Raw genomic sequence first — 24,099 nt, 5'->3', positions numbered from 1 at the left:
AGAGTTTACCTGAGATTACAGAATATCAATATAACACTAGTACCCAAGGTGAAGTTTTTTCGATCAACAAAGCTAAACAATTTCGTATTAGTTATTCCATTTAAGAACACTTAAAACTGCATTTTAAACGCGCAAAACTGGACTGTATAAATTAACAGGCAGCTGGCATAATAGCGGCGCGTTTAATTTGTATATGAAATAAGATAATAGGTGCCACACTATGGATGTATCCAGACTGCTAGATGAGCTAAACGACAAACAGCGTGAGGCTGTAGCAGCACCACTTTCAAACGCGCTTGTTTTGGCCGGCGCAGGAAGTGGCAAAACGCGGGTATTGGTGCATCGCATTGCATGGCTTATGGAAGTCGAGAATATCGCCCCCTTCTCAATTCTAGCCGTAACCTTTACGAATAAAGCCGCAAAAGAAATGCGCGGACGAATAGAGTCGTTAATGGGCAGAAGCCTGCACAACATGTGGATTGGCACCTTCCACGGCTTGGCACATCGCTTATTACGAGCCCATCACGCTAAAGCGAAATTACCTGAAAATTTTCAAATTATCGATTCAGACGACCAATACCGCCTTATCCGTCGCATACTAAAAGCCATGAACTTAGACGAAAAGCATTATCCGCCCCGTCAAATTCAGTGGTACATAAACGGCAATAAAGACGAAGGCTTGCGCCCGCAACACATTGAAACCCATGGCGATCATATTCAGAAAACCATGCGTGAAGTGTATACCGCTTATCAAGACGCCTGCGACCGCTCTGGCCTGGTAGACTTTGCTGAACTATTGCTTCGTGCCCACGAACTATGGGCGAAAAATCCAGAAGTGCTAGCGCATTACCAACGTCGATTTCGAGCTGTGTTGGTAGACGAATTCCAAGATACCAACAACATTCAATACGCCTGGCTGCGCATGCTGTGCAGCGGCGATAATAACAATATTATGATTGTTGGCGACGACGACCAATCGATTTACGGCTGGCGTGGCGCTAACGTAGACAACATTCAGCACTTCTTAAAAGACTTCGAATCACCTGCCACCATTCGCTTAGAACAGAATTATCGTTCCACCGGCAACATCTTAAAAGCAGCCAACACGGTAATCGACAACAATACTGGTCGTTTAGGTAAAGAGTTGTGGACAGAAGATAAGCAGGGCGAGCTTATCTCGGTGTACGCGGGGTTTAACGAACTAGATGAAGCCCGTTTTATCGTATCAAAAATTAAAGACTGGCTAAATCAGGGCCATGCGCTTAGTGATACCGCCATTTTATATAGAAACAACGCACAATCTCGTGTTTTAGAAGAAGCGTTACTTCACGAGGGTTTGGCGTATCGTATTTACGGTGGTCTACGATTCTTCGAGCGTCAAGAAATTAGAGATGCACTTGGCTATATGCGCATGGTAAGCCACCCTCACGATGATGCGGCTTTCGAGCGCGTGGTGAATACACCAAGTCGCGGTATTGGCGAAAAAACGCTGTCGCAAATTCGCGAGACCGCACGCTCTCACAACTGTTCCATGTGGCAGGCTAGCCAGCTACTTATTAACGAAGCCAGTTTGAAAGGTCGTGCCCTTAACGCCATTCAAAGTTTTGTGTTGCTAGTGACAGAGCTTGAGCAATCAACGGTTGATGACCCCCTTGAACAACAAGCAGATAAAGCAATACGCCAGTCTGGGCTCTACGCTATGTATCAGTCTGAACGCGGTGAAAAAGCCCAAGCGCGCCTGGAAAACTTGGAAGAACTGGTTACCGCATGTAAAACCTTTATTGTGCCCGATGAAGCTGAAGAAATGACGCCGCTAGCAGCGTTTTTAGCTCATGCATCGTTGGAAGCGGGCGATACACAAGCCGATAAAGACCAGGATGCGGTGCAAATGATGACCATACACACAGCGAAAGGCCTCGAGTTTCCGCTCGTGTTTTTAGCGGGTGTAGAAGAAGGCATGTTCCCCAGTCAAATGACCAATGATGAACCAGGCAGAATGGAAGAAGAGCGTCGTCTCTGCTATGTTGGTATGACTCGGGCTATGCAAAAGTTGTATATCACTTATGCCGAAAGTCGTAGATTATATGGTCAAGACAAATACCATACAGCGTCGCGCTTTATTCGTGAAATGCCCGATGATTGCATTGAAGAGGTTCGGCTAAAGTCGACGATATCGCGCCCCGTGCACAACAGATTTAGCCCAATGACGTCTCATGCGTCATTTGAAGAAACCGGCTTTAAGTTGGGCGAACGTGTGGTGCATCGCAAGTTTGGTGAGGGTATTGTGCTGAATTATGAAGGCAGCGGTGAGCACGCGCGCGTGCAAGTCAACTTTGATGAATTTGGCAGTAAGTGGCTGGTTCTCGCCTACGCAAAACTGGATAAAGCGTAGTACTAACACGGCAAGGTAGCCTGTATCTAAGTTGGATTATATGCAGCAACATGTGCTGGTCATTGAAAATGGCGATAACAACCTTGAAATTATATCGAGGCTGGTGAGGCGTGCAGGCTTAACCCCTGTCGGTGCTACCTCGCTTATGGAAGGGCGCGCTCGTTTTGCACAAAACACACCCGAAACTTTCTTATGCGCTATTATTGCTTATTCTTTGCCAGACGCACCGAAGGGCGAAGCTATCGACTTTGCCATTAACGCATACATTCCTACTATTGCCACCACGGAAAGTTTAGACACGCTCATTCGAGACAAAGTGCTCGAGCGGGACGTTGTCGACTATATTCCCAAAGAGAACGCGCAAAATTACGATTATCTCATCCGCCTTATAGCAAGGCTTGAGAAAAACAAATCTACTGGCGTTGTGGTTGTAAGTACCAACAGGGTACAGCGGACCCGAACGCTTTCCCTGCTTGAACGCCACAACTTCGTTGTTTATGAGTGCATTACAGCAAGTGAAGCCATGAGTGCCCTTTCCGACCACAAGCATATTAGATTGGTTATTACAGACAACACGCTTCCCGATATGTCGGGCACGGTATTTGTGGCGAGTTTGCGAAAAGCATTTTCAAAAGAGCAACTGGCTATAATGGGCATTGCTGGCGGCCAAGGCATGCTAATGTCGGCGCACTTTATCAAAAGCGGAGCAAATGACTTTTTGCGGATACCCTATTGCCACGAAGAGTTTTTGTGCCGGGTTATGCAAAACGTGGAATACATTGAGAATGTTGAAGCCATTAGACGCGCTGCAAATACCGACTATTTGACGGGTTTACCAAATAGAAGACATTTCTTTTATACCGTTACTATGCAGCATCAGCAGCTTTCAGATGAGCACGCATTGGCACTTATCGATCTTGATTTCTTTAAGTCTATCAACGATACCCACGGCCACGATGCGGGTGATGCCGTACTTAAGGCAGTTGCCGCATTGATAGAGTTCTATTTTCCAGACGAAATTATTTCTAGATTCGGCGGTGAAGAGTTTTGTATTTACCTACCAGACACGCCCTTTAGAGAGGCTTATGAGCGGCTTGATGATTTTAGAAAGGTGGTAGAAGCTGAAGCTATTGAGCTACCAAAAACCACCACTCATATTACCTGCAGTATAGGTATGAGCGGGACCACCACACAGCGAATAGACAATCTCATCAGTGATGCAGACAAACAGCTTTATGCTGCTAAAAACAGCGGTCGCAACAAAGTCATGTTTGATAAAACCGCGCATTTAGCTTTTGAATAGAGCGCAGAGCCAACCTTTTTAAATACCGAAGTTACCGTCGCTGTTCTTGCATTTTCTTCTCTTGCATAGCCTGCTCTTGCGTAGCCTGATCATGCATTTTCTTAACCTGCACTCTTGCCTCAATTCGTTGTCTGCGAAAGTGAAATATAGAGTCTGCACTGAATACCGCCAACGCTAACCACACAAATGCAAAGGTGGTGAGTCGTGCCTCTTCTAACGGCTCGCCATAAAGGTAAACCGCTAAAATAAACATAAGCGTTGGGCCAATATATTGGAAGAAACCTAGGGTGGAATACATAATTCGGCGTGCCGCTGCGGTAAAGCACAGCAAAGGCGCGGTGGTAACAATACCCGCAGCGAAAATAAGCACGTTTAAATCGATGCTATTGTTGAATAAGTTACTGTATTCAGACCCGTAAAGTATCCAATATCCTATCGCCAATGGAGATAGCATAAGGGTCTCGATAAACAAGCCAGGTAAGGAGTCTACCGCCACCTGCTTGCGTAAAAGCCCATAAACACTAAAGCTAGAAGCTAACACCAGCGCAATCCACGGTATTTCACCGTATGAAATAACCAAAATAGCTACGCCAACCACAGCCAATATCACAGCGCTTCTCTGCAGCGTTCGCAACCTTTCTTGAAGAAAAATACGCCCTAAAAACACATTAATGAGCGGATTGATGTAATAGCCTAAGCTGGCATCAAGAAGGTGGTCGTTGTTGATGGCCCAAATAAACAGCAGCCAGTTAGCTCCCAGTAATAGGCCAGCAAAAAACAGAATTGTCATTACCCGCTTGTTTTTTAATGCGGTTATTACTTTCGGCCATTGTTTAAGCACCGCAATAAAGCCAACAAGCAGCACCACAGACCAAATAACCCTATGCATTAATATTTCAGCCGCAGGCAGCACCATCAACTGCTTAAAGTAAACAGGTGCTACACCCCACATACTGTAGGCGGCTATTGCACAAATAACGCCTACTTGGGCGGCGGAAGCGGGCTTAGACAATGGTGGCTCCAAAATGAAAATAGGCAAAAAAGCGCGCTATTGTTTATTACAAATGCAGAATTCACAAGCACTGTATTGTATATCGCCACATAAAATGTAGCGCTATACAGCGGCCTAAATGCAGTACCTAATGCAGAATAAATGCGTTAAACATTTTTAACGCACACAATTATTATTCACTGCCGCTGACTTTAGCTCTCGCTCGCTAGAGCAGAAATAACGTACCTAAACCGAGGAAAGCAACAAAGCCTACTATGTCGGTCACCGTTGTGAGTATCACGGAGCCAGACAGCGCAGGGTCTATCTTAAGCTTGTCGAGGATAATAGGCACAAACACACCGGCTAACGCCGCAGCTACAATATTGAACAAGATAGCCAAGCAAATAACCACGCCAAGCATAATATCGGTAAACCAAAAATAGGCGACTATACCAATAACCAAGGCCCAAATTACGCCATTCACGCCCCCTACTTTGAGCTCTTTTATCATTAAGGCTTTTATATTCGCGGGGGTAACTTGCCCAAGGGCCAAGCCCCTAACAATGAGCGTTAACGTTTGGCTACCGGCTATACCGCCCATGCTGGCTACCACTGGCATTAACACAGCTAATGCCACTACCTGCTGTAGCGTGCCTTCAAACAAACCGATAAACCACGATGCCATAAACGCCGTTAACAGGTTTATACCAAGCCAAAGCGCTCTGTTTTTGGCACTCTTTGCAACAGGGGAGAACAAATCTTCGTCTTCATCCATACCCGCTGATGCCATAACTTGGCGCTCATAAAACTCGTTAACAAGCTCGCTTGCCGAGGTAATATCCAGCCTGCCAAGAAGCGTGTTGTTTTCATCTACCACGGGCAGTGAGGCTAGCCCAGAGCGCTGAACGGTTATCGATGCATTCATAGCATCATCTTCACCTTTAAACGTAGTGATGTTTTCTTCCGCAAGTGCAAGCAGCGATTTGTCTTCTTCAGCCGAAAACAGCTTATTTATTTTAACTAGCGCTGTAAATTGACCCGTTCGATTCACTAAATAGATACTGTCGCAATGCTGAGGGACGTCTTTTTTCAACAAGCGTAGCGCCTCTCTCACCTTCGCATTAGAAGGAAGCACAAGCTGTTCGTGATTAACCCAGTGCCCTATTTGGTTATCTGGAAAAAGGGAAGCCTCTCTGAAGTATTTACGTTCTTTTGAATCAAGAGATTCGTAGGCCAAATCCACAAGGCGCTTGGGAAGTGAATCTAAAAGCTCGAGTAAATCATCGGCATAAATATCAGCAAAAATCGAGGCCCACTCATTGTGAGGCGTATTATCAATGAGAATCTCACGAGGGTCGCTACGCATCTCTACCAGTACGTTAAGCTTTTGCTCTCGTGGTATCCCTTCCCAAACCACTAAACGAGGCTCTACGGGCAGCGATTCAAGCAAGGTGGCGATATAAACATCGTCTTGACCATTAAGCGCTGCCAATAGCGATGCAGGATCTTCGGCCATACCTTCAGCGACAATCTCTTCGATTAAATCTGGTAGTTGATCAGCCACACTCATACTCCTGTGAACACGCACTTATTAAATTGCTAATATCTAGAATATCATGTTGATACAAATGAAAATACTGACAGGTTATTATCAATACGTGACAACAAAACGGTTTATCCACTTATTTTTCAGTAGCCAAAAATTTTCGCGCTGAATTTTAGTCTAGTTTTTGCAATTGCCCCGTGAAGCCAAGCCAAAAAAAGCGTAAAATCCTAGGCTATGACTACTGCATTAGCTACTAGCGACTTACCAGCCCATTCACATAACGCCGTGTCTCCAGAAAGCGTCCTAAAAGATGTCTTTGGTTACGGCGAGTTTCGCGATGGTCAAGGAGAAGTCATTCACCATGTGTGCCAAGGGGGGGACGCGCTGGTGTTGTTACCCACCGGCGGCGGCAAGTCGTTGTGTTACCAAATTCCTGCCTTAGTTCGTGAAGGCACAGCCATTGTTGTATCGCCACTAATATCGTTAATGCAGGATCAGGTAGAACAGCTCAAAGCCCTTGGTGTTAAAGCCGACTACCTCAACTCCACGTTAGATGCCGAGTCACAGGCAAACATTAACGATTCGCTGATTACCGGAAAACTCGACCTCCTGTACGTTTCTCCGGAGAGGCTAATGCAATACGCTTTTCAGCAATTGCTTGGTCGCGCCTCCATAGCACTGTTTGCTATTGATGAAGCGCACTGCGTTTCCCACTGGGGGCACGACTTCCGCCAAGACTATAGGGCGCTAGATAAAATAAAGTCTCGCTTTTCACATATCCCTGTTATTGGCCTTACTGCCACTGCAGATACGGCCACTCAAGCCGATATTTTAACGCAGCTCAACTTAAACGCGCCTTTAGTTTACAAAGGCAGCTTTGATCGGCCAAATATTCGCTACCGAGTTATGTCGAAATACAAAGCCTTCGACCAAGTTGTAAGTTATGTAAAGCAACAGGAAGGTAGCGGAATTATTTACTGCAATAGCCGCGCAAAAGTTGACGACCTATACAACAAATTATTCAGACTGGGCTTTCGCTGCGCCGCCTACCATGCAGGAATGGACAGTGATGAGCGCGAGTTGGTGCAGCGTCAGTTTCTCAATGACAAAATAGATATCGTTGTTGCTACCGTTGCCTTTGGCATGGGTATAAATAAATCCAACGTGCGCTATGTTGTTCACCACGACGTACCCCGCAGTGTCGAAAGCTATTATCAAGAAACCGGACGGGCTGGTCGAGATGGGCTTGAATCTGAAGCATTGCTGCTGTTTGACGAAAAAGACGCAGCAAGGGTAAAGCAGTGGATAGAACAGGGGGAAAGTGGCGATAGAAACCATATTGAACTTCAAAAGTTCGCCGCCATGGAGGCTTTTTCCGAGGCACAAACTTGCCGAAGACAGGTATTGTTAAATTACTTTTCCCAATTTAGCGATAGCGCATGTGGCAACTGCGATATATGCCTAGATCCGCCTAAAATGATAGACGGGCTGGTAATTGCTCAAAAAGTCTTATCATGCATATTGCGTTTGTCACAACAGGCCTCAAGCCAGTACATTATTGATGTATTACGTGGCAAGCAGCTTAAGAAGCTTCAAGAGGCAGGACACCATAAACTGTCTACCTATGGTATTGGCAAAGATAAATCGGATAGCTACTGGCACAACATTCTAAATCAGCTTGTGCACAAAGGTCTTATTCGCGTCGATATTACCGCCTATGCAGCACTGCGCTTAACAGAGGCCGCGCGCCCAGTACTTAAAGGAGAGGTGCCGGTACAGCTAGCGGTACCAAGATTGGAATTCAAGCCCGATAAAAAGACCAAGCAAGCACCAGCAAATTACGACCGTACATTATTCACTCGGCTTAAGCACCTGCGCAAAGTATTGGCGGAAGAAAATGAGGTACCGCCATACGTTGTGTTTAGCGACGCGACTCTCGTAGACATGGCCTGCAAGCTGCCCGTAAACCGCACTACTCTGCTAGAAGTGAGCGGCGTGGGGCAAACTAAACTCGACCGGTACGGCGACGCCTTTATAAAACTCATCGACGACTATATTCATAGAGACAGCTAGAGCCATAGAGACAGCGAAAGCCACAGAGACAGAGAGAGTGTTGAGCCGCATCGCACATTTTTGTAACGCTACAACAAAATCAGCATGCCCTAGGCGTAAGCGTACTCTCCACCTTTCTCAAGGGCACGCTTATAAGCTGGGCGCTCATGAACACGCTTCACGTATCCACGAATAGCGGCAAAATCATCAGCTCTACCGCTAGCTACCAAGGATTCTAGCGGAAATATCATTTGTACGTCGGCACCGGTAGGCTCGTCGCCAGCAAACCAAGTGTGATTGGCTAAATAAGACTCTACGTAACGAAGGCTTTGAGCCAAGTTAGGGCCGTAATATGCATTGATGATCCCGTCTACAAGCTTATCGGTGATGGGCTTAATGAAAAACGGTTTCGACCCTTTTTGTCGCGCCTTTTCCAGCACTAAGTTTGCCACTAGCGGCGGCATTAACGAACCCTCGGCGAAATGTAGCCAAAACCAATATTGTTGTAGCGCCTCTTCATCTTTAGGCGCAGCAAAACTCGATTCGGCATGATTTCGTACTAAATATTCTACAATGGCACCCGACTCAGCGATGGCGCCGTGTGGTGTTGATAGAACAGGAGAGCGACCAAGAGGATGCACTGCCCGAAGAGAATCAGGCGCTAGGTTAGTGGTACTGTCTCGCTCATAAAATTCTATTTTGTAATCAACACCTAATTCTTCAAGCAACCATAAAATTCGTTGAGAGCGAGAATTATTTAAATGATGTAGTGTTAGCATATCTTTCCTTTAAACCCGTTGATTGTACTAGTGTGGAAACTAGGGTCTGTTAATCGCGTTATTGCTTTTGTTTTTGTGTTGTACTGTATACATTTATAACAGCCTGCAGGATTACTTATTACTGCCTGTTCATGTTGAATTGTCTGCATGTATTGAAAGCGGCTGCCCACGCTTATCGACCCGTTGCTGCTGCGTAAGTGCTGTAGTTAATCGCGTTTCTGTTCTTTATTTCTTTAACGCCTTTTATTTGCACCCAACTCATACTGCATTTAACGAAGAAAAAAGTCTGCTTTGTAATAACTATGTCGATATATTATCAGAACCTATACACTACAAGGGCGTGTTGATCTTTGCTGTACATTTAGCCCAAAACTCGTACAACAAAGGTTAAGACGCCCTAGTTTTTGGTTTTTTAACACGCAAGCGATGTGAAAACTTATGCACAACCCTTCTCACCACTTTGTAACGGACATCATCAGCGCCCTTCACACTACACAAAGCAGTGTTCAAATAGCCGTACCTTTGCCTATGTCGCCGTTGAAAACTGAACAATGGGTAAACCAATTTACATCCCATTTTTCATTTCAGCCGTCGCAACCAGATTGGGGTGCCGATAGGTATCAAGTGGTACTGACCTCTGCAGACCAAAACCCTTCCACCTCAGATAAAAAAGCATTTCAATGCTTGCTATGCATCGAATGGTTATGTGAAGCCATATGGCTTGAACCTATTGGTAATGAGCATGTGGGAATGACGCAAAACCCGGGGTTTATTAGCGACTACTTAAAACAACAAGCTGCGCTGGTTTGATCGGAAAACATCCATTTCCTTACGTTCACCTTTGAATTACACTAATTGAATGAAAATCAGATTGTTACCATCAACAGACAATAACAACATTACTGGCCTCTTTGCGTTGGTATGGGTAACGCTGATTTTTTTAGCTTCTGCGGCGTCGCAACAGCTAGTGTCAGAGATATTGCCATTGATGAGTCTTTTGAAAAGGTGCTTATTAATGAATACGCCGTTACTACCTACGCTGCCAACTCCGCTACCTATTTCGATATTCTAGAAGGCACTCGTTCTTTCGCAACGCCTCAAACATCTATAGCGAATTCACGATTATGGATGTCAGCTAACATCAATCACACAGGTTTTAGTGCCATTTCCTTAGTACTTAATGTCGATCGCTTAAACCTGGACGATTTACAGATTTATCTGCTCAATGATAATAACCGTATCATTAAATCTTATCGTTATCAGGCAGGAAAAGGAGACCTCTCGCTGCCACAGCCAGCGCCAACTATTCGCCAAGCTTTCACTCTACAACCCTACCAAAATGTAAGGGTACTGATAGGAATTAAAGACAATGGGTTAACTCACATTCCTATCACTCTTTGGCAAAGGGGTTTACTCGAACAATACGATAAAAATATGCTGGTGACGCTGGGCGCAATATTGGGAGTATTTGCACTTATTATCGCGTATTTTTTACTGTCTTATTTTCACCAGCGCATAGCTACCCGATTTTGGCTTACCATGGCAACTGTCGCCATGCTGGCTACGTTTTTGATTTTTCAAAGCGGTCTTGGATTTTGGCCTAGCCTAACCAATGCCGCAGAATTGGCTTTTACCGCTAGCATCACTATGCTGCTGCTGTGCTTAGCAAAAGTTACGCATCACCTCTTTCCCCGTATTCCAATACATCTGCGCACTATCAATTTCGCCGTTGCACTAGCTGGTTTATATTGCTTGTTTGTCGCACCTGCTCAGGCGGTATTTATACTACTCATTGTCTTTGCGGCAGTGGGTTTGTGCCAGGTTTTACTGGCCATCGTGTTTAATGAAAATAAGCAAACAGGCCGCTTTTTTTCTATCGGCTGGCTTTCCCTTTTCGCTTTGTTGGCCTTGTGTGTGCAAGGCCTTTATCACCTCATGGTTTACACCTTCGACGTCATGCTAGCTATGCTGTTTTTCAGCGCTTTTAGTTTGCTGTGTTTTGGAATGGCGGCTATCGCAAAAGAGAAGTTATACAACCGCAGACAGCTGGTTAAAAAAGAAGAAATAATTACCGACTTAAATCAATTTTATGACCTCTTTAGGAATTCTGCTGAAGGTCATTACACCTCTACGTGGGATGGTACCTTGCTGTCGGTAAACCCAGCCATGTATAAGCTGTTTGGCTATGATGATGAAGAAGATATGCTGGCAACGGGAGAAAGTACTCTCGCGTTTTACGCAAATACTGAAGACAGGCAGCATCTACTTGGTGAACTGTCACAATGTGGCCATTTAACCGGAAAGGAAATAAGGGCTAAGCGCAAAAATGGCGATGAATTTTGGGTGTCACTGTCCTGCCGAATGCAGGAGAAAAGCGACGGCCCTCGCATTTTTGGTTCAATTATCGATATCACGGAGAAAAAGCAGTCCGACCTTAACCTGCAATATTTGGCTACCCACGACTCGCTAACCGGTGCCTTTAATCGCCGACAATTTGAGACTGAATTTAAGAAAAACGTAGCGTCGCCATCAACGCCCCCAGTGTGCTTATTATATTTAGATTTAGACAGGTTTAAGATTGTAAACGATACCTGCGGTCATAAAGCTGGGGATGTGTTAATTAAAGATATCGCGAAGGTAATTGAAAATACGCTTTCCAGTAATGCGCTCTTAGCTCGGCTAGGAGGTGATGAGTTTGGCGTCATTTATACCGAACTTGAAGAGCATGCCGTATATTCTAATGCAGAAGACATACTCAATGTGGTACATGACTACCGCTTCATGTGGAATAACCGAATTTTCAATTTGGGGGTTAGCATTGGCATGGTTGTCTGTGACGACGCTTCTGTCAGCGCAGGGCAATATTTAAGCATGGCTGATGCTGCATGTTACTTTGCCAAAGATCAGGGTAGAAATCAGATACACAGATATAACCGAAACGATGAGAGTATGCAGCGCTATCAGCGCGAACTCGACTGGGTATCGACCATTAACGGCGCGTTGGAAGAAAATCGCTTCGAGCTTTATTATCAGCCGTTGCGACCTCTTACAAAAGCGAACGATGGCTACTATTATGAAGTGTTGCTGCGTTTGCGTGAAGCCAATGGAAAAATAGTGGAGCCGGCTAATTTCCTGCCCACTGCAGAACGATTCGAAATGAATGTTAATGTGGATAAGTGGGTAGTAACTAATACCTTTAAATGGTTATCAGAAAACCCCGAGCATCTCGAAAAACTTAAACGCTGCAGCATAAACTTAAACGGCCATTCGCTAACAGACAGAGACTTTACGCTGTTTATTTTAAACGCGTTTGAAACCTATGGCATTCCTCACGATAAAATTTGCTTCGAAGTAATCGAGTCGGTGGCCATCATCAAATTAGACGACACGCTTGCATTTATGCAAACCTTCAATAATTTAGGCTGCTCATTCGCGCTAGACGACTTTGGTAGCGGCTTTTCTTCTTATAACTATTTAAAGAGCCTGCCTGTAGACCAAGTAAAGATAGACGGAATGTTTATTAAAGACATGCTCAACGACAGTATTGATACCGCCATGGTTGCATCGATTAAAGATGTGGCGAAAGCTATGGGAATGAAAACCGTTGCAGAATTTGTAGAAAATGAAGCCACTATGACTCAGCTTGGTAATATGGGAATAGACTTTGCTCAGGGCTACGGAGTTGCGAAGCCCGCACCATTACGCCATTTCACTCCGCTTTAATAACAAACCTTAATCCTTCCTTAAACAGGACTCAGGTTAACAAATAAAAAAGAGTGATAGGGCAAACACACCAAAACCCGTCTAAATGCGTATAATACTCCAAACAATACAATTCTATCGTTTGATTGCACAGTAAAAACAATACACACAACAAATGATATAATGTAACATTGACGAACAAATGTGCTGCCAAACCCAGCAGCAATCAGTGACGATATCCGGCTTGTAAAAGCTGAGATTATCCCCACATATGGCCTACTGTCCTAAGCGTAGAAGTAACATGAGTAGCAAACAGCCTAAATACGAATTTGTCAGTTCAGCGAAATTGCCAACACGACTTGGTGAATTCAAAATCCATGGTTTTGTAGAAGCCAGTGGCCAAGAGCATGTTGCTCTGTCTTACGGCAGCTGGAAAGAAGGCGACGTTGTCCCTATTCGTATTCATTCAGAGTGCCTTACCGGCGACTCACTTTTCAGTACCCGATGCGATTGCGGCTTTCAATTAGAAAAAGCCATGCAAAACATTGTCGATAACGGCTACGGTGTATTGCTTTACCTTCGTCAAGAAGGACGCGGTATAGGGCTACTCAACAAAATCCGTGCGTATAATCTCCAAGACAGTGGAATGGATACTGTAGAAGCCAACGAACATTTAGGCTTCGACGCCGACCTTCGCAGCTATGATATCTGTAAACTCATGCTCGATACGCTGAACATAAAGCGTGTAGAGTTGATGACTAACAATCCTAAAAAGCTTGCTGCTCTTGAAGCACTTGGTATTGATGTAGTGTCTAGACGTCCTATTGACCATGGCATTACGAAGGACAACAAGCAGTATTTAAAAACCAAAACAGAGAAGCTGGGGCATGCATTCGACCCTCACGTGTTTAAATAATATAAAATGATAATGAAAACGCCCGTTTCAATTTAGCGGGCGTTTTTTATTCAGCTTAGGTTAATTAACGGCAGGTTATAACGTATACAGACTTACCCACATTGTCGGTCGCTCATCAAGCGACTTTAAGCAATGTAAGGAGAATGTATGAAAAACTTAGCCCTATCTTCTGTTATCGCTATAGGCAGTGTTGTATCAACAATACCAGCCTTTGCTCAATATACTTCTGTGCCTGTCACTGCAAGTGCCGCCTCAAGTATTGCTGTTTCAGGTGCTGTCGCCTCAGGAGCAGCGAGTGAAGATTACGCGTCTGATGCCCAATTAGACAGCCTTCTTGCGCCTATCGCGCTGTACCCAGATACACTGCTAACCCATATTCTTATTGCCTCCACCTATCCGTTAGATGTGGTTTCAGCTGATAGATGGCGACAGAGCAACAAGCACCTAACGCCAGAGCAAGTAGAAAACGTTCTTGAAGATGTAGATTGGGACCCTAGCGTAAAAGCACTCGCACCATTTACCGATTTACTTAATACCATGGCCAGTGACTTGCAATGGCTGCAGCAGCTTGGCGATAGCGTTTTGCTTAGCCAGGAGAGAGTGTTAGATCGGGTACAAGTATTGCGACAGCACGCCCGAAATACAGGGAATTTAGAGACCAACGACTACATTGATGTAGAAGCAGAGCGCAGTAATTCTAGAGAGATTATTTACATCGCGCCGCGCCAACGTGAGGTAGTGTATGTCCCTTATTATAATCCACACACGGTTTACGGTAATTGGTGGCACCCTATTGCACCTGTTCTATGGTCACATCATGTGAATTATCACAGGCACAGAAACGTTTTTTGGTCACCCCAAATAAGACTGTCCGCTTCTTTCTTTTTTGGCGCGGTGCACTGGCAGAATCGCCACGTTGTTATTCACCGCCAACCAGTGCGACCTCGTAACATAACAAGGCGCTATGTAAACAGACTCTATCAAGACAGTCACCCTAAGCGTGTTATAAGCAACGATTATCAACGGTGGGAGCATCGCTCTGCTCGCAGGGGGCAAGCTGTGCAACGCGGTACTCATCGACAACATATTGGAAAAAGTTATGGCAATAACAAGAACCTCAGCACGCGACGGGACGTTGGCCATAGCTTAAGTCCCAGTGTTAATAGAAACCTAAAGCAGAGCTCTAATCGTACCCTGAATCGTGACCCCAAAGCCGTGCGTCAGGCCACAATAGCGAACCCCAACAGGCAAAACCCCAGTAGCCAAAAAAGGGAAGCCATGTTAGGCAAGCTAAAAGACAATAAACGCCAGTACAGTAACGCGACTAAACGTGCCCATCAGCATAAAAATAATTATACCAATGGGCCATCAAAGGGAATAAAACAACAACCGCTTAGTGCTAAAAATAACCGACAAGTGACGCCGCAACCTATTGTGAACCGTTCGAAAATACAGGCGAATCAGCCGGTAGATAGAGGCTCTTTAAGAACGAAGTCGACAATAGGCTCTAAAGAGTCGAAAGCAATTTCGCGGTATCAAGATAAGAAACGTACGTCACCAGAAAAAAGGACGATAACTAGGCAGCCGGCGCGCAGTAATGAGCATATAAGCAGTCGAATGAGCAGCCGAGCAAGCAGCCAATTGAGTAAAAACAGTGGAGTGCAAAGTAGAAAATCTCACCAAAGTAGCTCTCGCAAAATTGAGCGTTCAATGCCTGTTCAAAGAGTATCTCGAGACAAGCGTTAAAAAATTACAGGAATGATGATAGAGATAGCTATAGGGATATAGTACAACTCAACGTTTTTATAAGCGCGTTCTCGCAAAAATAGCGAGAACGCGCTTATTATAGCTTTTGGTTATACGCATTTTGCAATTCGCTGCTAGGCTGCTAATTTAGACACGACCTAATTATCGACATTAAAACCATCGCAGCGTGCTACCTCACATAGCGCCTTAACAAAACGCTCTGGTGAAGCAGCATCTAAATTGAAATACAGCGAAGGTTCAATAAGTTCTAGCTCCATAATTGCCCATTTATCGCGCTGACGCACCAAATCGACTCGGGCATAAAGCGCTTCCGTTGGCATTGCCGCCAGCGCTCGCTGCGCAATATCTTGCTGTTCGTCACTCGCGTCAACAGTGAGAAGCCGCCCTCCGTGTTCTTCTTGAACGCGAAAGTCACCGCTTTTAGGTACCTTCAATATGCTGTGGCTATAAATTCCACCGAAATAGAACAACGAATATTCACCCTCTTCTACAATAGTGGGTAAAAAAGGCTGGATCATATACGAGCGGGAAGAAAAGGTATTTATGAGTGAAGACATTAACTCCATACTACTCGCCTTGGAAACTCGATAGGTATTATCTGCATTTGCACTTAGCGTTGGTTTTACAACCACTTCATCGGTGGCGAAATTCGCAAAGGCATCCTCGATATGCTGCGGTGAAAATTCGCTCCCCCAACAAGTATCAACAACAGGAAGACCAGCCGCTTCTAAATCTTTTAAATAGTATTTTTCAAAGTTCCACTTTATGAGCTTAAGCGGGTTTAACAGAGTCGCTGAAGATTTATCAATGATCTCTAATACTCCTGCAAAGGTATCAGCATGGTGTTGATAATCCCACGTACTTCGAACCACTACGTAATCGAACTGGTTCCAATCAACATTTTTCTCATGCCATGAGAGCGTGGTCACCGACCACCCTAGCTCATTGAAATAAGGAATGAGCAATTCGTCATAGACAAAAAACGCTTCAAGATTATCGGTAGAAAGAAAAACAACCTGGGGCATAAAATGCTCTCAAAATAAGCACCCTCGAATAAGTGCTTTTTAATAAAAATTTCTCATGTTAACTGCCTGAATAGCCGTTAAATAATAGACCAAAGTCACATGTTAAAGGATGAGTGATTCGTTTATTATCTCGCCAATTTAGCAAGCCTCAATTATTTCATCTACACTTCAGTACAAACTTATACTTTAGTGTAAACACGTTGCGGAGACCTATATGCAGTATCCTTGGCTTTTAGAAGGTCAAAAAATATTTCGCGTAGTCATTGTTGTTCAATTGATTATCGCTATTGTTATTGGTCTTATTACTGGTGAGCTCCTTCCTGCGTTTATCTTTGGTATTCCTATTGCCGCAGTACCATTAGTGCTGAGTATGCAGTCGCCCTATTCCTCCCTAAGTCGCCACGCGATGGCTATTGGGGTTCAACTGTTGACAGCGTTACATATTCATCAGTCTTTCGGCTTGATTGAAGTGCATTTTGAAATTTTTGTTCTACTTGCGTTTTTGTCAGTATTCAGAGATTGGAAAGTGGTTGCAACAGGTACTGGCGTAGTGGCTGTACACCATATTAGTTTCTTCTTTTTACAATCTAGCGGCGCGTCCTTATTTATCTTTGAAGAAGGTCATGTCACTTTCTCAATTCTACTTTTACACGCCGTTTTTGCTGTGGCGGAAGGTGCGGTACTCATGTACATGTCTAAAGTAGCGCATGAAGAAGGCGCTGGTGCGGCAGAGCTCACCCTTGCTATCAACAACATGCAAAAGATTGACAATAAATTAGATCTCACTGTAGATATTGATAGAAACAATAAAGTGTTGCGACCATTTGGCGAGCTAATCGACCAAGTAAGAGACCTTGTCCAGCTTGCCTCTTCGTTAACTGACGACGTAGTAACAGGCTGCGGAAAAATGGAAAATGCAGCAAATAACATGTTCGATATTAGCCATAAGACGGACCAAGAAATTGCTATGGTCTCGGCCTCGTCCGAAGAAATTGCGCAGACAATGCAGATGTCGACAGAACAAACGACCATTGCAAGCGACAAGGCACAGGCCGCTCAGGCGTCATCACAAGCTACTAAAGACTCTATCGGCACCACTAGCGCAACTATCAACTCGCTGCGAAGTACATTAAGAAGCGCCGAGAAAACTAACTCAGCATTAAACGAACAGTGTTCACATATATCCGACGCCATGCGCTCTATTACTGCAGTTGCCGAGCAAACAAACTTGCTAGCACTCAACGCAGCTATCGAGTCTGCCCGAGCCGGCGAACACGGTCGAGGCTTCGCTGTGGTAGCCGATGAAGTGCGTACACTAGCCATTCGCTCTAAAGAGAGTGCTGAACAAATTACAAGTATTACCGAACAACTTGTTTCGCAAACAGCCAGCTCGGTAGATCAAATGCAATCTTGCATTAGTTTGGTAGATGAGGCAGTAACCTCAAGTGAAAGCGCTACCAATGCCATGGCAGATATCATGCTGCAAATTGGTAACGCCAGTGAAAGTATGACTGAAATTGCCACGTCAGCAGTAGAGCAAGAAACAGCGTCGGCATCTATAGCAGAGAGCACAGCGCGATTAAGTGAATTCACGTCAGAGGAACTCGCGACGGCGGAATCACTTGCCAGCGAAGTGCAAGTGCTCTCTGGAATTTCACAGCGAATGCGCACCGCCATTGAGCGTTTCAAACTGCAATGAGAAAAGGGTTATCTTGGGCGCTGCTTGTCGTGTGGGCAGGCAGCTTGCTGGCCGCCATGCTTGTTTATGGCCAACGGCAACTGTCTGAGTTCGACCCCGACGGCATTTTACTTCACAAATCTACGTCGGTAGATTTCGACTCGCAGCTTACGCTTCTGCTAAAAAGCAACGACATCCCTAGCGCCAGTATTATTCACGTGGGTGCATCGGATAATTGTTACTGTGAAACACTGACTACTCCCCATCAAACACAGCTGCTTGCCAAGCTGGATGAATCTAAATATCAAATTGTCGATATAACGCTGGATAACGTGAGAGGTCTTGGCGATTTCCTCACCGCAGTACCTGCGCTTATTGTTGTCGATGAGAACTATCAGCTACGCTATGTGGGCCCATATGCAACCGGTTACGGATGCTTTACGGGAAAAAACCTCGTTGAACAGGTAGCTAGCTATACCCACCAAACGCCTTATGTAGGCGCTGTAATCAATAGCGACGCTGTCGGCTGCTTCTGCTGAGTTGGCACGTGTAGTGCAGCTCTATTACACAAAGTTATTCTAAACTAGCCGCACAAGTGGCTACAGTGAAGGTCTTTGTTCACTCACTGTGAAACTATTGCACTGTCCACTTGCAAATGTGAAAAGCTTTCAAAGGGGATTGTACGTCATGACTAAAGCAAGAGAAGCGACACTTTATAGAATGGTGACCAACGAGCATATCTGCCCGTTCGGACTAAAATCAAAAGATTTGCTTGAGCGAAAAGGCTATAAAGTAGACGACAATCACTTAAGCTCAAGAGAACAGACCGACGCGTTTAAGGCAGAGCACGACGTAAAAACCACACCACAAACCTTTATTGAAGGGCGTCGTATTGGTGGTTACGACGATTTACGAGACTTTTTTAATCTCGAGCAAGAAGAAGACAAAGGGTCTCGCTATACGCCAATTATTGTCACCTTTTCACTCGCCGCACTAATGGTATGCGCAATAATGCTGAGCGGTGAATTTTCTTTTAGCCTAGAGCGGGCAATAATGGCGTTTATTGGCATTACCATGGTGTTGTTAGCCATGCAGAAACTTCAAGATTTAGTGGCGTTTTCTAACCAATTTATCACTTACGACCTACTCGCAATGCGTCATTTACGCTACGCCTATATCTACCCGTTTGCAGAGGCTTATGCCGGCCTTGGGATGCTAGCGAGCTTTCCTGCCTATATCGTTGCCCCCATCTCCTTATTTATTGGTAGTGTAGGCGCAGTGTCGGTGATAAAAGCGGTTTACATTGATAAGCGAGAGCTAAAATGCGCCTGCGTAGGCGGCAATTCAGACTTGCCGCTAGGCTTTATTTCGCTTACTGAAAACCTTGCCATGGTTGGTGCGGCTACTTACATGCTCGCGTTTTAGGGCTGGCTTAGCCCTTTTAAGTGAGCAACCACGCTGCGGCCAAGGGCGCTAAGGTCATATCCGCCCTCTAGCATACTCACAATGCGCCCTTCGCAGCAGGTGTCGGCAACGCGCCTGAGCGCTTGGCTAACCCAAAAATAATCGTCTTCTACGAGGCGTAAGTGAGCCATTGGATCTTCAGCATGTGCGTCAAAACCCGCTGAAATCAATATAAGCTGAGGCTGAAAATTGGTCAGCGCACTAAACCAATGCTGTACTTTTTCTCTGAACACGTCGCCGGTTATTCCCGCATCAAGGGGAACTGCCAGTATATTACTGGCTGATACCGGTGCACCGCTATGAGGGTAAAACGGATGCTGAAAGCTTGAACACAGCATTATGCGCTGATCGCCAGCCACTATTTGCTCTGTTCCATTGCCATGATGCACATCAAAATCGACAATCGCTACTCGCTGCAAATTGTAATTTTGCAATGCATAGCGCGCCGCTAAAACAATGTTATTAAACACGCAAAAACCCATGGCACTATCGTAGGTAGCGTGATGCCCAGGCGGGCGAGTAGCACAAAAAGCTTGGCGCTCGGTTCCTGCCATAACATAGTCTACTGCGTTACAGCCGGCTCCCGCAGACTCAAGGGCAGCGGCTAAACTGTACTTCATTAACCCGGTATCTTCATCTAGCCATGCTGTGGCGATCTTCTCGCCTGAATACATCGTTTTTTCATCGTCACTAAACGTAACTTGCGCAGCACGTTCAAATACACTTTTTATGTAATAAGGGTCGTGTGCCAACGATAAATACGCTTCGGGAATAGGTGTAGCGTCGCCGTGCTCGCAAATCATCTCTAACCCTGAGGACAGTAGCTGATCGTCTATGGCAAACAATCTGTCTGGCGATTCTGGGTGCTCTTTTCCTAAGTCGTGTTTTGTACCGTGTTTGCCACGGAAAATTTTTATAGTCATGTCAGTGACGCCACATCAAGTACCAACTCAACCTCACTCGGGTCGCCGGTAAATTTTCGCTTAAATTTAGCATGCTCAAAAATGGTAATCATGGGCATATTGTCTCCGCGCACGTATGCCATCATCTGGCTAATAGAGCGCTTTTTCGCGATATTAATGAGCTCTTTTAATAACAACTTCGCCATGCCCTTACCCTGTTGTGTTTCGCGGGTAACAAATGCCGCCTCACAGGTATTATCTGAAGGATTAAAATAAAAGCGTCCCACCGCATGAATAGTGATACGCGAGCCCTCTTGGCGAACTATACAAAGAGCCGCATCGGAACTTTGGTCCACGCTCACTAAATTACATGATTTTTCTCGCGACATTTGCTTAGGGTCGTAGTTATAGCGAAGGCGTAACGTCTCTTTGGTATGGGAATAAAAGAATTCCTGCAGTCGCCTTTCATCAGCAGGGTTTAGGGGGCGCATATAAAAACGTTCGCCCCGAATATCGAGTTTTTTAAGCTGAATAGCGCCGAGTTCCGGAATATCGGTAGGGTACTTTTCTTGGTAGTGCGGAACCCAGTAATGCTGGCGCACCTCTTCTAATAGCGCAGAGCGAAACTTAGGGTGGGCAACCCGAATGAGTTCAAGCGCTCTTTCTCGAATACTCTTACCTTTTAGCGACGCTATCCCATATTCGGTCACTACGTATTGCACATTTCCTCGCGAGGTAACCACACCTGCGCCTTCACTTATTTTTGGCGTAATACGCGACACTGTTTCATTTTGCGCTGTAGAGGGTAACGCGATAATAGCCTTGCCGCCTTTGCTGATTGAGGCCCCGGTTACAAAATCAACTTGCCCACCTATTCCACTATAAAAATCGTAGCCCAGAGAATCGGCAACAACCTGCCCGGTGAGGTCTACTTCAAGGGCACTATTGATGGCTACCATGTTGTCATTTTTAGCGATATTAGTAGGCTTATTAACGTAACTGCTCGGATAAAACTCTATGTGCGGATTATTATCGATAAGCTCATAAAGCTTGCGAGTTCCGATGGCAAAGCTAGTCACCACTTTACCTGGGTGAAATGTTTTTTTCTTATTCGTGACTGCGCCAGACTCTAGTAGCTCGATAATACTGTCGGTGAGCATCTCGCTATGAATACCTAAATCTTTGTGCGTGCATAAATATTTCAGCGTAGCACTCGGTATTTTTCCTATCCCAAACTGTAGCGTTGCGCCGTCGTTTACTAACATTGCAACATACTGACCAATACGTTCAGCCACACTATCAATGGGAGGAGTAGATACTTCTACCAGCGGCTCATCGGCCTCTATGCAGGCGTGAATTTCACTAATGTGAATATAAGAATGACCCGCGGTGCGGGGGACATGAGAGTTAATTTGCGCAATCACTTTTTTACTATGTCGCTGTGCAGACATTGCAATATCTACCGCTGCACCTAGCGAGCAGTAGCCAAACTCATCAGGAGGGCTAACATTCACTAAGGCCGCATCTAATGCCAATGTACCGTCACTGAACAAGCTCGAAATTTCAGATAGAAATACGGGTGTATAGTCTGCCCGTCCTTCATCCACCGCTTTTCTTACCGCATCTCCACCGATAAAAAAGGTGTTGGCTTTAAACAGGTTTTTATATTCCTCTTTTACCCAGCGTGTATCGCCTAACGCCAACATATGAACTAACTCGATGTCGCTAAAACCCTCGCTGTTATCTATGAGGTGTTGTACTAGGGCGTGAGGTACTGACGCGTTACCGCCAACAAAAACCCGACATCCGGATTTTATCAAAGAGGGCCAATCTGGCTCTTGAGGTAGACTAAATGCCATTTTCTTCTGCCTGTGTAAAATCACGATAGCTTACGTTCATCATGCCATAAAAACGCTCTCTTTCCTGCACTTATAAAAAACCAACAACTAAGCGATTAGTCTTATTAAAAGCATTCCACGGATCGAGTAGGGTGAGGCTTGCGCCTCATCCCTCTTATATGGACTCCCTGAAGTAATCAACATCTTTTGAAAAATTAGTAGTAGATGCGCTCTTATATACGGGCTTTAAATGGAGAGCTACTCCTGCCCTTCGATGTATACGCACCAACAGTTCAATTCTCACACACAGTGTTTAGTCACTTGAGAGGACTGGCTGAATTCTGCTGGTTGGTCTTACCATTTATTTTCGCAATTTGTTGATTTACTAACTCTTAGGCTGCTAACAGTATCGGATTGTAATCGTCATTATTCTTTATTAGAGCAACAGCGGTTCTCACCGTTTTATTTGCTAACGCGATGGCAGCAACCTTCTTTCCCCTTCGGTCAACTAACGCCTTCAGCCACTGCTCTTTCACAGTCTTAGGCTCTCTGGATACTGCTTTATTCACTACCGACATTGCTCCCTGATAGAGCAAACTTCGCAATCTTTTATCTGCACAGTTTTTAGAAATATGTCCCAATCGCTCTTTACCGCCGGTCGAATGCTGCTTCGGTGTCAAACCTATGCATGCTGATGCATCCCGGCCTGTATTGAACTCTGTCGCATTTCCCAATCGAACGGTTAACCCCAAAGCAATCAAAGGGCCTACGCCTTCGAGTTTACTTAATTTCTGGCAAACAGGATTATGCCGCGTGTGTTCTGCTATGAGCCTGTCATAACTTTCTATTTGAGTCGTATAGAGTTGTAACATTTGTGACTGCGCAGCCAAAGCCTGACGATAATTCATCGGCAAGCCGTTTTCTGCATCTTCTAAAATGTCAGGCAGCGCAGTGACTAAATGATTTAACCCCTTTGCTATCACAATCCCGAATTCCGTCAACAGTCCTCGTATCTGGTTTGCCAACGCCGTCCTTTGCTCCAACTGCAGCATTCGCACCCGCTCCAGGGCCTGAAGACCCTGTTCATCTTCCTCCATGATGCCACAAGAGTTTATATGAGGTAATTGAGCCGCAATACCGATAGCGTAGGCGTCATTTTTATCTGTTTTTTGCTTTAATTGCAGCCCTTTTACTGCGCGAGGATGAATGATTTTTACTTGATGACCATGCCGCCTCGCTAAACGCGCCCAGTAATTCGAGCCACCACAGGCTTCCATTGCCACTAACGCTGACACATGGTTTCCCAGAAGTGCTATCAATGCTTTACGACTCATTGCTTTGTTATAATCAATTTTTCCGTCACTGTTGAACTTGCAAACCTGAAAGGAATGCTTTGCAAGGTCAATTGCAATAATTGTATTCTTAATCATGTATGGACCCCTTTGGCTAATTTGACAATTAAGACCGTACCCCTTTCAGGGAAGGGAGTCCATACATCTCACAGAACCGTACGTACGGGCCTCGTATACGGCTCCTGCATACTTCATATCACTTGCTAAGTGACACAATGCTAATTTGCAATCTAGTATCGTGCGCCCTATGGACATCGTTCATTTTCTAACATTGTGGTAACTTTCATTGCAGGGTTTGGCGTTCTAGCACTGAGGCAATCTACCAAATTTGACTACAATTACTTCCCATATACGGCCTGTCTCACCAGACATCACTATTCCTAGCGCACCGA

The 24,099-nt window shown here is 45.1% G+C and carries 17 protein-coding genes; 10 read left to right on the top strand and 7 right to left on the bottom strand.

The window, feature by feature from the left end; genetic code table 11:
* Positions 1–220 precede the first annotated feature (220 nt).
* Both uvrD and CW735_RS00995 read left to right on the top strand, forming a co-directional pair.
* Positions 221–2,392, top strand: a complete 2,172-nt coding sequence (gene uvrD, locus CW735_RS01000; protein ID WP_071978286.1) for a DNA helicase II — start codon at positions 221–223, stop codon at positions 2,390–2,392.
* Positions 2,393–2,432: 40 nt separating this feature from the next.
* The gene (locus CW735_RS00995; RefSeq protein WP_100970730.1) at positions 2,433–3,695 is read left to right on the top strand and encodes a GGDEF domain-containing response regulator; all 1,263 of its coding nucleotides are present in this window, start codon (positions 2,433–2,435) and stop codon (positions 3,693–3,695) included.
* Between the two features lie 31 nt (positions 3,696–3,726).
* Here CW735_RS00995 and rarD read toward each other — a convergent pair whose 3' ends face one another.
* Both rarD and CW735_RS00985 read right to left on the bottom strand, forming a co-directional pair.
* The gene (rarD, locus tag CW735_RS00990; RefSeq protein WP_100973140.1) at positions 3,727–4,707 is read right to left on the bottom strand and encodes an EamA family transporter RarD; all 981 of its coding nucleotides are present in this window, start codon (positions 4,705–4,707) and stop codon (positions 3,727–3,729) included.
* Positions 4,708–4,912: 205 nt separating this feature from the next.
* Positions 4,913–6,250: a magnesium transporter gene (locus CW735_RS00985; RefSeq protein ID WP_100970729.1), complete on the bottom strand. Its 1,338-nt coding sequence runs from the start codon at positions 6,248–6,250 to the stop codon at positions 4,913–4,915.
* Between the two features lie 216 nt (positions 6,251–6,466).
* Between CW735_RS00985 and recQ the strand changes: the two genes are divergently transcribed.
* Positions 6,467–8,305 carry a DNA helicase RecQ gene (recQ, locus tag CW735_RS00980; protein WP_100970728.1) on the top strand — a complete coding sequence of 613 codons (1,839 nt, stop codon included), beginning with the start codon at positions 6,467–6,469 and terminating at the stop codon, positions 8,303–8,305.
* A gap of 89 nt (positions 8,306–8,394) precedes the next feature.
* On the opposite strand, the gene CW735_RS00975 is transcribed toward recQ, so the two are convergent.
* On the bottom strand, positions 8,395–9,063 hold the full coding sequence (locus tag CW735_RS00975) for a glutathione S-transferase (protein ID WP_071978281.1): 669 nt from the start codon (positions 9,061–9,063) through the stop codon (positions 8,395–8,397).
* A 438-nt stretch (positions 9,064–9,501) separates the two neighbouring features.
* Here CW735_RS00975 and CW735_RS00970 point away from each other — a divergent pair, with 438 nt between their 5' ends.
* The 4 genes from CW735_RS00970 to CW735_RS00955 all read left to right on the top strand — a co-directional run bounded on the left by CW735_RS00970 (position 9,502) and on the right by CW735_RS00955 (position 15,427).
* Positions 9,502–9,873, top strand: coding sequence for a hypothetical protein (locus CW735_RS00970; protein WP_100970727.1), 372 nt, complete (start codon positions 9,502–9,504; stop codon positions 9,871–9,873).
* A gap of 111 nt (positions 9,874–9,984) precedes the next feature.
* Positions 9,985–12,786 carry an EAL domain-containing protein gene (locus CW735_RS00965; RefSeq protein ID WP_100970726.1) on the top strand — a complete coding sequence of 934 codons (2,802 nt, stop codon included), beginning with the start codon at positions 9,985–9,987 and terminating at the stop codon, positions 12,784–12,786.
* A gap of 280 nt (positions 12,787–13,066) precedes the next feature.
* Positions 13,067–13,681, top strand: a complete 615-nt coding sequence (gene ribA / locus CW735_RS00960) for a GTP cyclohydrolase II (protein ID WP_071978278.1) — start codon at positions 13,067–13,069, stop codon at positions 13,679–13,681.
* A gap of 147 nt (positions 13,682–13,828) precedes the next feature.
* The gene (locus CW735_RS00955; protein ID WP_100970725.1) at positions 13,829–15,427 is read left to right on the top strand and encodes a DUF3300 domain-containing protein; all 1,599 of its coding nucleotides are present in this window, start codon (positions 13,829–13,831) and stop codon (positions 15,425–15,427) included.
* Positions 15,428–15,585: 158 nt separating this feature from the next.
* Here the strand turns inward: CW735_RS00955 and CW735_RS00950 are convergent, their stop codons facing one another.
* On the bottom strand, positions 15,586–16,473 hold the full coding sequence (locus CW735_RS00950; protein ID WP_100970724.1) for an ATP-grasp domain-containing protein: 888 nt from the start codon (positions 16,471–16,473) through the stop codon (positions 15,586–15,588).
* A gap of 214 nt (positions 16,474–16,687) precedes the next feature.
* On the opposite strand from CW735_RS00950, the gene CW735_RS00945 reads away from it, so the two are divergent.
* The 3 genes from CW735_RS00945 (at position 16,688) to CW735_RS00935 (ending at position 19,576) form a co-directional block, all read left to right on the top strand.
* Positions 16,688–18,172: a methyl-accepting chemotaxis protein gene (locus CW735_RS00945; protein WP_100970723.1), complete on the top strand. Its 1,485-nt coding sequence runs from the start codon at positions 16,688–16,690 to the stop codon at positions 18,170–18,172.
* Complete coding sequence (locus tag CW735_RS00940) at positions 18,169–18,690, top strand: DUF6436 domain-containing protein (RefSeq protein WP_100970722.1); 522 nt, start codon at positions 18,169–18,171, stop codon at positions 18,688–18,690. Before CW735_RS00945 ends, CW735_RS00940 begins: the two co-directional genes overlap by 4 nt.
* Before the next feature lie 148 nt (positions 18,691–18,838).
* A complete protein-coding gene (locus CW735_RS00935) occupies positions 18,839–19,576 on the top strand; it encodes a MauE/DoxX family redox-associated membrane protein (protein WP_071978274.1) in 738 nt (245 codons plus the stop codon).
* On the opposite strand, the gene CW735_RS00930 is transcribed toward CW735_RS00935, so the two are convergent.
* The 3 genes from CW735_RS00930 to CW735_RS00920 form a co-directional block, all read right to left on the bottom strand.
* On the bottom strand, positions 19,573–20,538 hold the full coding sequence (locus CW735_RS00930; protein WP_071978273.1) for a histone deacetylase family protein: 966 nt from the start codon (positions 20,536–20,538) through the stop codon (positions 19,573–19,575). The two genes, CW735_RS00935 and CW735_RS00930, sit on opposite strands and share 4 nt — an antisense overlap.
* Complete coding sequence (locus CW735_RS00925; RefSeq protein WP_071978272.1) at positions 20,535–22,376, bottom strand: bifunctional acetyl-CoA hydrolase/transferase family protein/GNAT family N-acetyltransferase; 1,842 nt, start codon at positions 22,374–22,376, stop codon at positions 20,535–20,537. Before CW735_RS00925 ends, CW735_RS00930 begins: the two co-directional genes overlap by 4 nt.
* A gap of 371 nt (positions 22,377–22,747) precedes the next feature.
* The gene (locus tag CW735_RS00920; protein WP_100970721.1) at positions 22,748–23,785 is read right to left on the bottom strand and encodes an IS110 family transposase; all 1,038 of its coding nucleotides are present in this window, start codon (positions 23,783–23,785) and stop codon (positions 22,748–22,750) included.
* Between the last annotated feature and the right edge of the window lie 314 nt (positions 23,786–24,099).

The sequence above is a fragment of the Alteromonas sp. MB-3u-76 genome (assembly GCF_002831605.1).
Classification (GTDB): Bacteria; Pseudomonadota; Gammaproteobacteria; order Enterobacterales; family Alteromonadaceae; genus Alteromonas; species Alteromonas hispanica.
The sequence above is the reverse complement of the archived record's forward strand: the minus strand, read 5'-3'. Positions and strand labels throughout refer to the sequence as shown.